The organism is uncultured Tyzzerella sp. (assembly GCF_963558545.1).
Lineage (GTDB): Bacteria > Bacillota > Clostridia > Lachnospirales > CAG-274 > Tyzzerella.
Map to the genome: position 1 here is coordinate 1 of NZ_CAUWHO010000008.1, position 13,556 is coordinate 13,556.

A 13,556-nucleotide genomic window follows, 5' to 3' on the forward strand; every position below is an offset into this window, starting at 1 on the left:
ATATGTCTTTTTCTAATACATTCTTTTCATTAATAAAGTTTATACATTGCTCTAAATCTTGTTTTATTTTATCTAGTTTAGGCTTTTCTTCTTCCTTTTTATTTTTATAATAATTATAATTATTTTCTATATTTTTATAATTATTTTCTATATTTTCAAGGTCCTGTTTTATTACATTTACATTATCTAAAATATTTTTATTTTCATTTACTATGTTGTCTACCTCTAATATATGAGGTGCTATTTTCTCTGCTTCCAATATTTCTTTTAATGTAGTTTCAAATTCTAAAACTGTATTTTTATATGGTATTAACTCTTGTAATTTATCATTATAAAATATATAATCATTTTTTAACTTTAAAATATTAATAAAGTATTTTTCGTCTTCTTCTGTTTTTTTCATTTGAATATTTATATTTTGTAAATATTCTTCTTTTTCTTTAAGTATATTTTTTTGTTCATATATGTTTTCTTTGGATATATCTCCATATAATTCTATTTCTTTTTTTAAATTGACTACTAAATTTTCTTGGTTATACTTTTTTTCATTTATTTTATCTTTTAATTTATCCCCATATTTTTCTAACCCAAAAATTCTCTGTAACATTTTTCTTTTATCTGTATTTTCAATCATTAAAAAATCGCTAAATTTACCTTGAGGTAAAACAACTGCCTTTGTAAAATCTTCATAACTAAGACCTATTACGTCTATTATTTTATTTTCTACATCTATCTTTTTATCTGCTATAATATTTTTTTCTATACCTTGAAAAACAGATAACCTTATTATATCGGATTTTATCTCTCCTTTACTAGTTCTTTTAAATTGTCTAACTACTTCATAAAAAACTTCATCTTTTCCATCTTTTATAGAAAAAATAAACTCCACTTTAGCATTATTCCTATTAAGATTTAAAAAATCCCCATTTTTATTTTTACTACCATTATACCGTACAATTTTTCCATATAAAGCAAGTGTTATACAATCTATTATAGTAGATTTTCCACTACCTGTATCTCCAAATATACCAAATAACCCTTTTTCTAAAATTTTAGAAAAATCTATTTCTTGCATTTCATTAAAGCTATTTATACCTAATATTTTAAGATTATGTGGTTTCATCTATTTTCACCTCCTCTGTTTCTATTTCATCTAAAATATTTAAAAACATATCTAAAATTTCATTTGGAGCATCTTTTCCCTTTTTATATGTATAAAATGATTTAAATTGTTCTAAAATACTTTTTTCTTCCTCTGTTTCGTATATAACTTTTTCCTCCATATAAGACTTTAGCACTATGCTTACAATATATTTTTTTGTTTCTCTCAAAGTTCTTATTTGTTCCCCTGTTATAAAATCTTGTGTTAATATTTCAATAAAAGCATAACTATCTTTATCTGACACACTTTCACAAAATTGTAGAGCTTGTTGATAATTATCACATTTAAAAACATCTATTGGTTTGTAGTCTGTAAGAGGTACCTTTTTTAATATAGGCTCTTGGTTAGGCTTTATATCTAAAACTAATACCACTTTTTCATATCCTATTTCACTTTTGCTATATCTAATAGGAGAGCCAGAATAATAAGCTAAACAGTCTGCTTGTTTTACCTGTTGGCACCTATGTAAATGGCCTAAAGCTACATATTGAGTATTTTTTGGAAAAATTCTAGGGTCTATAGCGTAAGTTCCACCTATAGATTGTATTTTTCTTTCACTATCTGTTTCTATACCACCTTTTACAAATAAATGTGTAACAATAATATTTATAGTATCTTCACCATAATTTTTAGATAAATCATTAAATATACTTTTTATTTTATCAGAGAAATCTTTTTGCATATCTATCTCTTCATCACTTTTAAATATTACTTCATTAATATTTTTTTCTGTAATATAAGGTAGTGTTAAAAAAACTGCTTTTTCATCATTAATTTTTATTTCAAAAAAACCTTCACCAGATTTTGTTATTTCAAAATTTTCATATTTAGCTACATTAGCAACTGTATTTAGCATACCCTGTATAATAATTCCAAATTCGTATGCTAAAGGGCTAGGAGATATTAGCTTGCTAGCACTATCGTGATTCCCAGAAACTATAATAATTGGCCTTTTACCATTTAAAGATAATCTTTTCATAGCTTTAAAAAACAATTTCTCTGCTAATATAGGTGGGTTAGTTGTGTCGTATATATCTCCTGCTATTATTATTAAATCTATTTTTTCACTATTGCATATATTTTCTAATTCGTATATAAATTTTTCTTGTTCTTCTATTCTAGAATATTTATCTAAATATTTGCCTAAATGCCAATCAGACGTATGTAAAATTTTCAAAAAATCACCTCTTTTATATTTATTTTTTTAAATTTCTAAAGGCTGAAGATAATATCTTCAGCCTTTAATAAAATTGTTATTCATATATTATACTTCTATATCTACATTTTGTTTAGAAAGCTGTTTATACATCATATCTGCTAAACCTATTCCGCCTTCTTTAGCCATTTTATCTGTCATTTGCTCGTCTAACATATCTTGAAAAATCTTTTCTGCATTACTTTTACCAAAAATACCACCATTAGATACAGTAGTCTTTCTCATAGATTTAAACATCATACTTAAAAAATAACTTTCAAATTGTACACAAGCCTCTTTAAGCTCTTTATCTTGCCCATTTTGTATAGCATTATCAAATTTTTGTTTAAAGCTATCTGTTTCTATAATAGATTTTTTAGCGACATTTATATCTGATATATTTTTAGAGTTTATGCCAACTATACTATTTAAGCTCATTTTGTTCACCTCTTATTATTTTTTAAGGTTATTAGCTAATTGTAACATATCATCAGATGTTGTTATCGCTTTAGAATTAAGCTCATAAGCTCTTTGTGCAACAATTAAATTAACCATTTCTTCTGCTATATTAACATTAGATAGTTCTGTAAATCCTTGTAATACTTTACTTTTGTTTGATTCTAAATCTGTTTCTAAAATAGGCTCTCCAGATGCTGCAGTAGTAGCATATAAATTACCACCAATAGCCTCTAATCCTTGTGGGTTAGCAAACTGAACAACACCTATACTTGTACCTGTATCTTGTTCTTCTCCGTTTTGCATATATTTTACAGCGCCATTTTCTGAAATAATAATATCTTTTACAGGTATGCTCTCAGGTAAAGATATAGGCTCTCCATCAGAATTTAATACATAATATCCCTCTGATGTAACAAGGTTATTTTCTCCATCACCTAAGCTTATTTTAAAGCTACCATCTCTTGTATAAGATATTTCATCTTCACCAGTTTTTACCATAAAAAATCCTTCACCTTGTATGGCTAAATCTGTTTTTATTTCTGTTCTTTCTAAATTCCCTTGAGAAAACATTCTACTTGTAGCTATAGGTCTTACACCAAGTCCTACTTGTAAATTTACAGGTTTCCCAGTATTTGATTCATCTAAAGATGCCCTTTCCATAGTTTGATATAATAAACTTTTAAATTCCAGTCTTTCTTTTTTATAAGAATTTGTATCTACATTAGATATATTATTAGATATTGTATCTACATTTAATTGCTGTGCACCCATACCAGATGCAGCAGTCCATAAAGAACGCATCATAATTTTTACCTCCTATTTTTTGGCTATATCATTAACAGCTCTACCCAAAATTGCATCGTGAGATTGTACCATTTTTTGATTAAGCTCATAAGCTCTAGATACTGCTATCATTTTTACCATTTCTTGAACAGCATTTACATTAGACATTTCTATTTGGCTTTGTAATATAGTTCCTGTAAAAGGCTTTTCTACACTTTCATCTATTTTATTATATAAGTTATCTCCATATTTTCTAAGGGTCTCTTTATTTTCAAAATCTACTATTTTTAGCTTGTCTACAAACTCATTGTTAGAATATATATTTCCATTTTCACTAATAGTTATTTTACCATTTGGTATAACAATTCGTCCATTTTCTCCTAATACATAATTACCTTCTTTTGTCATAAGCTCGTTATTGCTATTAACTGTAAAAGAGCCATCTCTTGTATATTTTTCTACTATATTACCATTATCCATAGTTTCTATAGCAAAAAAACCATCACCATTTATAGCTAAATCATATGTTCCACCTGTTTTTTTCATAGAGCCTGTTGAAAAATCTGTATTAACTTCTGCTACAAAGTTACCAAGTGATACACTTCCTATATTATTATCTACTTTAACAAGGCTTTCTTCAGGATCATTAAATCTTTTCATAAGCTCTTCAGAAAAAGATTGCACAACATTCATATCTTTTTTAAATCCTGTATTATCAACATTTGCTATATTATTTGTTATAACATCTAGGTTATTCATCTGAGTCATCATTCCTATAGCTGATGTATATAAACCTCTATTCAATCAAATCATCTCCATTTAAATAGTTTTGATATTATCTGAAAAAAAACATTTTTATCTTTTTCAAATTTTTTGTTATACTCTATATATTTTCCTGTACCTAATACTACACAAGATAACGAATCTTCTGCCAAAACAGTGTTTATACCTGTTGCTTCTTTTATAACTTTATCTAATCCGTATATCAAAGCTCCACCACCTGTCATAACTATTCCTCTTTCGTAAATATCTGATGCAAGTTCAGGGGGTGTTTGTTCTAGCACTTTTCTTATTCTATCTATAATAACATTAGTTGGTATTTTTAATGCCTCGTATAATTCTTCAGATGTAATATTTATAGTATTAGGCAATCCTGTAACAAGGTTTTTTCCTCTTATATCCATATTTAAAGGTGCACTTCTTTTGTAAACAGTACCAATGTTAACTTTAAGGTCTTCTGCACTTTTTTCACCTATAAGAATGTTATATTTATTTTTAATATATTTTATTATAGATTCATCAAAGTTATCCCCAGCTATTTTTAAAGAACTTTTTACAACTGCTCCTCCAAGAGATATAACAGCAATATCTGTTGTTCCACCGCCAATATCAACTATCATACTACCACAGGCCCTTGTTATATCTATCCCAGAGCCTATAGCAGCAGCTATTGGTTCTTCTATTACAAAAACTTCTCTAGCACCAGCATCTTTTGTCGCATCTTTAACAGCCTTTTTTTCTACTTCTGTAATTTCAGATGGTACACAAACAGCTATTCTAGGACGCCTAGAACTTTTACCAAGTACTTTTTTTATAAAGTATTTTAACATAATTTCAGTAACGTTATAATCAGATATAACACCCTCTCTAAGAGGTCTTATTACATTAATATTTGCAGGAGTTTTACCTATCATCTGTCTAGCCTTTTCACCTACAGCAATAACCTCATTAGTATACCTGTCTATTGCAACAACGGAAGGTTCTTTTAAAACAATGCCTTGTCCTTTTATATATATTAGTACACTAGATGTGCCTAAATCAATTCCTATATCAGAACTAAACATTAATATTTCTCCTTTTAACTACATATTTATATATAACACCATAATTATATCATATTTTTGTTGCAATTTAAAGTTTTTTTTATATTTTTAATAAATTTTGTAGTTTTCTAATATTTTTATGTTTTTAATACTAAAGTTATAAATAGCTGTAAAATTTAGCTATTTATAACTAAGTATTAACTTATTTATTTTTCTTCTTTTATAATATCTATCATAAGCTCATCTAATTGTTTTTTATCTACAAAATTAGGTGCATCTGCTAAAGGACAAGAAGCATCTTTTACTTTAGGAAAGGCTATAACATCTCTTAAGCTATCACTACCAGATAAAAGCATAACCATTCTATCAAGACCTAATGCAAGTCCACCGTGAGGAGGTGTACCATACTTAAATGCCTCTATTAAAAATCCAAATCTTTCTTTTGCATCTTCTTGGCTAAAACCTAAACATTTAAACATTTTTTCTTGTAAATCACTTTGATATATTCTAAGGCTACCACCACCTAGCTCATAACCATTTAAAACTAAGTCATAAGCCACTGCTCTTGCTTTTTCTGGGCTTGTTTCTAGTAAACTAATATCTTCCTCCATAGGCATAGTAAATGGGTGATGTTTTGCAACATATCTTCCCTCTTCTTCATCGTATTCAAAAAGTGGAAATTCTGTAACCCATAAAAATCTATAATCATCTTTATCAGTAAGCTCAAGTCTTTTAGCCATTTCCACCCTTAAAGCTCCTAAAGCATCAAAAACAACATTGTCTTTATCAGCACAAATTAAAATTAAATCTCCTTTTTCTGCACCAAAAGCATTAGCTATTTCTTTAAGCTTGTCATCATCAAAAAACTTACTTATACTTGTTTTAAACGTATCGTCTTCATTTAACCCTAACCACGCTAAACCTTTAGCACCATAAGTTTTAGCAAGTTCTACAAGGCTATCTATTTGTTTTCTTGGCATAGCACAAGAGCCTTTAACGTTTATCCCTCTAACACTACCACCAGTAGTTATAGCATTTTCAAAAACACCAAATTCACTACCAGCTACAATATTTGTAATATTAGTAAGCTCCATACCAAATCTAACATCTGGCTTATCAGAGCCAAATCTTTCCATAGCATCTTTATAAGAAATTCTTTCAAATGGTATTTGTATATCTATACCTTTTGTTTCTTTTAATATAGTTTGCATAAGCCTTTCATTTAAGCTTATTATGTCTTCTTCATCAACAAAAGATAATTCCATATCTATTTGTGTAAATTCTGGCTGTCTATCTGCTCTTAAATCTTCATCTCTAAAACACTTTACTATTTGAAAATATTTATCAAATCCTGAAGACATTAAAAGCTGTTTAAAAATTTGAGGAGATTGTGGAAGTGCATAAAATTCTCCAGGGTGTACACGGCTTGGTACAAGGTAATCTCTAGCACCTTCTGGTGTAGATTTTGTCAAAAATGGCGTTTCTATCTCTAAAAAACCTTCATTGTCTAAAAATCTTCTAACAGATTGAGCAATATTATGTCTTAATATTAAATTTTTAGCAACGCTAGGTCTTCTAAGGTCTAAATATCTATATTTAAGCCTTAAATCTGTGCTTACATTTACACTATCTTCAATTTGAAAAGGAGGAACTTCAGATTCTGATAAAATTTCCATTTCATCTATTAAAACTTCTACTTTACCTGTTTCCATTTCTGGATTAATATTTTCTTCTGTTCTAGCCACAACTTTACCTTTAATAGCTACAACATATTCTGGCTTAAGCTCTTTATCTTTTTTTATAACATCTTCTGTATTAGTATCTTGGTTAACAACAGCTTGTAAAATTCCTGTTCTATCTCTTAATAAAATAAAAGAAAAATGACTAAATACACGCTTACGACTAACCCAACCCATAAGAGTTACCTCTTTACCTATCATATTTTCTTTTATTTCACCACAATAGTTTGTTCTTTTAAAACCTTTCATTTTTACCCTCCATTAATTATAAAATTTCTGCCTCTAAATTTGATAAACTTATTTCTATTTCTTCACTTTTGTCCATATCTTTTAAGTTTACTTTATCTGTTTGTATCTCATTATCTCCAATTATTATAACATATTTAGCATTTATTTTATCCGCATATTTTAACTGAGCCTTTACACTTCTTTTAACTATGTCGTACTCTACATATACACCTTTTTGTCTAAGGTTATAAGCTATTTGTTGAGCTTTTGTAAAACCAATTTCTCCCATAGAGCCAATATATATTAAAGGTCTGTTTTTATCTTCAATTTGTATGCCTTGTTCTTCCATAAGCATAAGTACACGCTCCATACCCATACCAAATCCAACTGCACCAGTAGATTGTCCTCCACATTCTTTTATAAGGTTATCATATCTTCCACCACCACATATGGTACTTTGAGAGCCTAATTTTTCAGATTTACAAACAAACTCAAATACTGTTTTTGTGTAATAATCTAAACCTCTAACTATTTTAGGGTCTATCTCATAAGGTATATTCATTATATCTAAGTATTTTTTTAAATTTTCAAAATGATTTTTACATTCTTCATCTAAGCTATCTATTGTTGTTGGAGCTTCTTTTAAAGCCTCCCTACAATTATTATTTTTACAGTCTAAAACTCTAAGTGGATTTTTTTCATACCTTTGATTACAATCATCACATAAAAAATGAAGCTTAGTTTCTATAAAAGATTTAAGCTTTTGGTTGTAAGCCTTTCTGCACTCATTACCACCAAGGCTATTTAATTTTAGGGTTACATCTTTAATATTAAGGTTTTTCAAAAGCTCATATGCAAAAGATATAACCTCTGCATCACAACTAGCATCAAAAGACCCAAATATCTCTACACCAAATTGATGAAACTGTTTAAATCTACCTGCTTGGTTTCTTTCATCTCTAAAAGTTGGTGATATATAATATAACTTTGTAGGTTGTACACCAGCATTAAGTCCATTTTCTAAATAAGCTCTAGCTGTACCTGCTGTACTTTCTGGCTTGAGAGAATATTCACGTTCGCCTCTATCTTTAAATGTAAACATTTCTTTTTGTACAACATCTGTTGTTTCTCCAACACCACGCTCAAAAAGACTTTTATATTCAAAAATAGGTGTTCTTATTTCTTGTATTCCAAAATTTTTACAAGCTTGTCTTATTTCATTTTCTAAAAACTGCCATTTATATGCTTCTTCACAAAAAATATCATTAGTCCCTTTTGGCCTTTTTATTTTCATTTATATGCACTCCTCTATTATTTCTTTTTTTCTTTGTATCATTTCATCTATACGGCTTATATAATCATCTACACTTTTTACATTAAAAGCTCTTTTTATAAGATTTTTATCTTCAAAATAAAATTTACTTGTAGCACCAGCCCCAAAAGAAATAATAGTTTGTTTTTCTTCCATTATTTGTATGTTATAAAAACATTCTAATCCTTCTTTACAGTATCCTACATTTTCAAAATTACCTATCATATTTTTTTGTCTATACATATAATAAGGGTACATATCCATTTTTCTAGCATAATCTTTTGTTATACTTATCATTTTTTCCATTTCGTAAAAAGAGCTAGGGTTAAAACTATCTATGTTTTCATTAAGCCTAGATGCTCTTTTTAAAGCAAGGGTATGGACAGTTAAACTTTCTGGGCTTAAATTAAAAATCTTATCCATAGTGTATAAAACTTCTTTAGATGTTTCATCTGTAAGTCCTAAAATAATATCTGTGTTTATATTGTTATGCCCTTCTTCTCGTGCCATATAAAATGCCTCTAAAAAGTCCTTTTCTAAATGGTTTCTTCCTATAAGTTTTAAAGTTTTATCATTCATTGTTTGAGGGTTTATAGATATTCTACTAGCGTTAAAATATTTCATTGTTTTAAGCTTTTCTCTAGTTATGGTATCAGCTCTACCTGCCTCTATTGTATATTCTACTAAAGGCTTTTTAAAATTATCTGCTATCATTTTTAAAAATCTATAAAACTGAATTTCATTTAAAGAAGAAGGTGTACCTCCACCTATGTATATGCTTTCTATTTCATAGCTATTAACATAATCTTTCATAGCTAGTATTTCTTTTTCTAAACAATCTAAATACAAATCTACTTTTTTAGTATATTGACTAAGGTTAAAAGCTGTAAAAGAACAATATACACATCTTGTAGGGCAAAATGGTATACCTAAATATATAGATATTTTATTTTTATTATTATTTTTTAATATATTTTTTTCTATTTTAGCTATTCCTATTGCTAAATCTATTTTTTCATCTGTCGTTAAGTATTTTTCTTTTAGCATATTTTTAATACTATTTTCGGAAAAACCTTCATCTAAAAGCTCATTTATTTTTTTAGTAGGCCTAACACCTGTTAATATTCCCCAAGGCATATCTAAAGGCCTTATTTCCTGTATAGCTTGAAAAACAGTAAGCTTTATTATTCTAGATTCTTCTTTAGAAAATCCATCTTCTTTTATATTTTCCAAGCTATTTTCTTTACAAACTATTTCTTCTTTATTTTTATATATTTTACAAATAGATATATTATCTTTAACACTACTTTTTATAACTATATTATCATCTAAAATATCATCTACTTGTGTTATTTTTTCTCCAAAATAAAATAATTGAATAACTGAAAGCACCTCATCTAAATGTTTATGCTCCACTATATAATACATATAAAACCAACTTTCTAATATTCGTACATATTTCCCATATAAGGATTAATATTTTTTTCTGTTCCTATTGTAGTTTTGTCGCCGTGTCCACAATAAACTACTGTTTCATCTGGTAAATCTTTAAGCCTTGTAACAGATTTTATTAAATCTGATGAGTTTCCATAAGGAAAGTCTGTTCTACCAACAGAACCATAAAATAAAGTATCTCCAGAAAAAAGTATATTTTCTTTTTCAAAATATAAACACATACCTCCTGGCGTATGTCCTGGAGTTTTTAAGGCTTTAAAGGATAAACTATCCCCAAATTTAAACACTTCATTATCTTTTAAAGCTATATCTGCTTTTAATGATATTTTAGCATTTATCATATGAGAAAGGTTATTCTCTGGGTATTCTATCAATATTTCTTCTCCTTGGCATATAACAACAGGTGTGTTATACCTTTCCTTTATATCTTTACAAGCACCTATATGGTCAAAATGTCCGTGTGTTAAAACTATATATTTCACATTTAGTTTTTCTTTTTCTATTACATTTATAAGCCTATCCGAATCTGCACCTGGGTCTATTATTATAGCATTGTTTGTATCATCTTCTATTGCAAAATAACAATTTTGCATCATCGCTCCACCAACTATTTCAACTTTTACTTTCATATTAGCCTCCTAAAATAATTTATCACTATCTAAAAGTATAGTAATAGGACCATCGTTTATAAGCTCTACCTGCATATCTGCTCTAAATATACCTGTTTCTACTTTATCATAATTATTTTTAACATAATCTATAAAATCATTAAATATTTTTTCTGCATCATCTGGCTTAGCACCACCTACAAAACTAGGACGGCGTCCTTTTCTAGCATCTGCATAAACTGTAAAATTAGGTACTATTAATAATCCTAAATTTAAATCTTTTATAGATAAATTAAGCTTATCCTCATCATCTTCAAATATTCTAATATTTATAATTTTATCACACATATACTTAAATGTTTCTACATTATCTGTGTCATTAACAGCAACAAGAGCAACTATACCTTTATCTATTTTACCTACTGTTTGTTTATTTATATCTACTTTTGCCTTTGTTACTCTTTGTAAAACAACTCGCATATTATCCTCCTATGTTGTAATCCTTTGTATATCATATACACCTTTTACATTTTTTATTTTTTTACATACATATTCTAGCTCTGTTTTATCACTTATAGTTATAGTTGCATCTATAATAAACTCTGTTTTAGTAGTTCTTGCATTAATATTTTTAAGAGATAGCTTTTCATCTGTAAATACCTTTGTTATATCTACTAAAAGTCCTAGCCTATCTTCACCTGTTATTCTTACTTCTGCTAAAAACTCTTTATTTTTACTATTATTCAAGCTCCAGTTTGCCTCAACTAGCCTTTTTCTATCATCTTCTAAAAGATTTATTATATTTATACAATCTGTCCTATGGATAGATACACCTCTACCTTTAGTAATAAATCCTACTATTTCATCACCAGGTACAGGGCTACAACATTTAGATACTCTAGCATCTAGTCCAGTTATACCGTGTATCACTATACCAGAATCATTTTTATATTTTCTTTTATATTGATTATTTGTATTAGCATTTGATATATTTTCTGCTGTTTCTTTTAATATTTCCTCAGCAGTTTTATTTTTATTTATATCCTTTTTTAAATCTTCTATAAGCCTATTTATTATTTGCCCTTCTTTTAACCCACCGTGTCCAATGGCTGCACATATAGCGTCCCAATCTCTAAAACCATATCTTTCTAAAACTCTTTTAATTCTAAAAGGTGTAGCTAATTCACTAAAAATAAAGCCTTTTCTTTTAGACTCTTTTTCTAGCATTTCTTTTCCTCTTAGTATATTTTCTTCTTTATTTATAGTTTTAAACCATTGGTTTATTTTATTTTTGGCTTCACTACTTTTAACCATTTTTATCCAGTCCATACTAGGTCCACGAGAATTTTGGCTTGTTATTATTTCTATCCTATCTCCATTTTGCAAAATATAATCAAATGTTACTATTTTACCATTTACTCTAGCTCCTACCATAGTATTACCAACTGCACTGTGTATAGAATAAGCAAAATCTATTGGTATAGAACCATAAGGCAAGCTCTTTACCTCTCCTGTTGGTGTAAAGCAGTACACATTTTCATTAAAAGAGTCTAAGTCTGTTTTTATAGTATCCATAAACTCTTTATTATCAGACATATCTTTTTGCCATTCTAATATTTGTCTAAGCCAAGTAAGTTTTTCTTCTTCTGCAGATTCTTTAACATTTTGGTTACCAGATTTATATTTCCAATGAGCTGCTATACCATATTCTGCTATACGGTGCATCTCTAATGTTCTAATTTGTATTTCAAAAGGCAATCCCTCTGGGCCTATAAGTGTATTATGTAAAGACTGATACATATTAGACTTAGGCATAGCTATATAATCTTTAAACCTACTAGGGATAGGTTTATACATTTCGTGAACAATTCCCAAAACCTCATAACAATCTCTTATACTATTTACTATTACTCTTACTGCAAAAAGGTCAAATATTTGGTCTAATGTTTTATCCTGATTAAGCATTTTTTTATAAATACTAAAAAAATGTTTAGGTCTTCCATATATTTCACATTTTAGATTATCCTCTTCACATTTTTGTGATATTTCTTTAACTATTCTCTCTACATATTCTTCTCTGTGGTGTTTTTTACGTTCTATCTTTTCTGCTAAATCATAGTATGCCGTAGGGTCTAAATACCTAAGACATAAATCCTCAAGTTCTATTTTTATTTTAAATATACCAAGCCTTGTAGCTAATGGTGCATATATATCTAATGTTTCTTGAGCTTTCTCTCTCTGCTTTTCTTTGCTCATAAACTGTAGTGTTCTCATATTGTGCAATCTATCTGCCACTTTTATTAATATTACTCTTATATCTTTTGCCATAGCAAGAAACATTTTTCTATAATTTTCTGCTTGCAATTCTTCTTTAGATGAAGATGAGTAAGTAAATTTATCAAGCTTTGTAACACCACTTACAATGTTTGCTATCTCATCACTAAAAAGATTTTTTAAGTCTTCAAAAGAATATTTAGTATCTTCTATTACATCGTGTAAAATACCTGCTACAATAGATTCTAAGTCTAGCTCTAGCTCTGCTAATATAATAGCAACACAAAGAGGATGTATTATATAAGGCTCTCCAGACTTTCTAAGCTGTTCTCCGTGTGCTTTTTTTGCTAATATATATGCCTTTTCTATAAGACTAAAATCTGTTACTGGATGGTATTTTTTCACCTTTTCTATTAACTTATTATAAAGTAGTTCACATTCTTCCATAAGCATCCTCCTTCCAAAATTAATTATGTTAATTACTATTATATTAAGTTTTTAATATAATTTCAAGTAAA

12 protein-coding genes are annotated in these 13,556 nt (G+C 28.2%); all 12 read right to left on the bottom strand.

Translation table 11 applies throughout. From position 1 onward, the window contains the following. Window positions 1–1,123: SMC family ATPase (locus R5Z65_RS01730; RefSeq protein WP_317366665.1), on the bottom strand; the 1,123-nt coding region annotated here is incomplete at its 3' end. Next, window positions 1,110–2,339 (bottom strand): exonuclease subunit SbcD, encoded by a 1,230-nt coding sequence (locus tag R5Z65_RS01735; protein WP_317366666.1) that lies wholly within the window; start codon window positions 2,337–2,339, stop codon window positions 1,110–1,112. The genes R5Z65_RS01730 and R5Z65_RS01735, both read right to left, overlap by 14 nt. Before the next feature lie 87 nt (window positions 2,340–2,426). Next, entirely contained in the window at window positions 2,427–2,795 is a 369-nt protein-coding gene (locus R5Z65_RS01740) for a rod-binding protein (RefSeq protein WP_317366667.1), read from the bottom strand. Window positions 2,796–2,810: 15 nt separating this feature from the next. Beyond that, on the bottom strand, window positions 2,811–3,620 hold the full coding sequence (flgG, locus tag R5Z65_RS01745; RefSeq protein WP_317366669.1) for a flagellar basal-body rod protein FlgG: 810 nt from the start codon (window positions 3,618–3,620) through the stop codon (window positions 2,811–2,813). Window positions 3,621–3,632: 12 nt separating this feature from the next. Then, a complete protein-coding gene (flgF, locus tag R5Z65_RS01750) occupies window positions 3,633–4,403 on the bottom strand; it encodes a flagellar basal-body rod protein FlgF (protein WP_317366670.1) in 771 nt (256 codons plus the stop codon). A 5-nt stretch (window positions 4,404–4,408) separates the two neighbouring features. Further along, the gene (locus R5Z65_RS01755) at window positions 4,409–5,443 is read right to left on the bottom strand and encodes a rod shape-determining protein (protein WP_317366671.1); all 1,035 of its coding nucleotides are present in this window, start codon (window positions 5,441–5,443) and stop codon (window positions 4,409–4,411) included. Window positions 5,444–5,628: 185 nt separating this feature from the next. Beyond that, on the bottom strand, window positions 5,629–7,410 hold the full coding sequence (gene aspS, locus R5Z65_RS01760) for an aspartate--tRNA ligase (RefSeq protein ID WP_317366672.1): 1,782 nt from the start codon (window positions 7,408–7,410) through the stop codon (window positions 5,629–5,631). A gap of 16 nt (window positions 7,411–7,426) precedes the next feature. Next, entirely contained in the window at window positions 7,427–8,683 is a 1,257-nt protein-coding gene (hisS, locus tag R5Z65_RS01765) for a histidine--tRNA ligase (RefSeq protein ID WP_317366673.1), read from the bottom strand. Continuing rightward, window positions 8,684–10,129, bottom strand: a complete 1,446-nt coding sequence (hemZ, locus tag R5Z65_RS01770; RefSeq protein ID WP_317366674.1) for a coproporphyrinogen dehydrogenase HemZ — start codon at window positions 10,127–10,129, stop codon at window positions 8,684–8,686. A 14-nt stretch (window positions 10,130–10,143) separates the two neighbouring features. After that, the gene (locus R5Z65_RS01775; RefSeq protein WP_317366676.1) at window positions 10,144–10,785 is read right to left on the bottom strand and encodes an MBL fold metallo-hydrolase; all 642 of its coding nucleotides are present in this window, start codon (window positions 10,783–10,785) and stop codon (window positions 10,144–10,146) included. Window positions 10,786–10,794: 9 nt separating this feature from the next. After that, window positions 10,795–11,244: a D-aminoacyl-tRNA deacylase gene (gene dtd / locus R5Z65_RS01780; protein WP_317366678.1), complete on the bottom strand. Its 450-nt coding sequence runs from the start codon at window positions 11,242–11,244 to the stop codon at window positions 10,795–10,797. A 9-nt stretch (window positions 11,245–11,253) separates the two neighbouring features. Continuing rightward, complete coding sequence (locus R5Z65_RS01785) at window positions 11,254–13,485, bottom strand: bifunctional (p)ppGpp synthetase/guanosine-3',5'-bis(diphosphate) 3'-pyrophosphohydrolase (protein ID WP_317366679.1); 2,232 nt, start codon at window positions 13,483–13,485, stop codon at window positions 11,254–11,256. Between the last annotated feature and the right edge of the window lie 71 nt (window positions 13,486–13,556).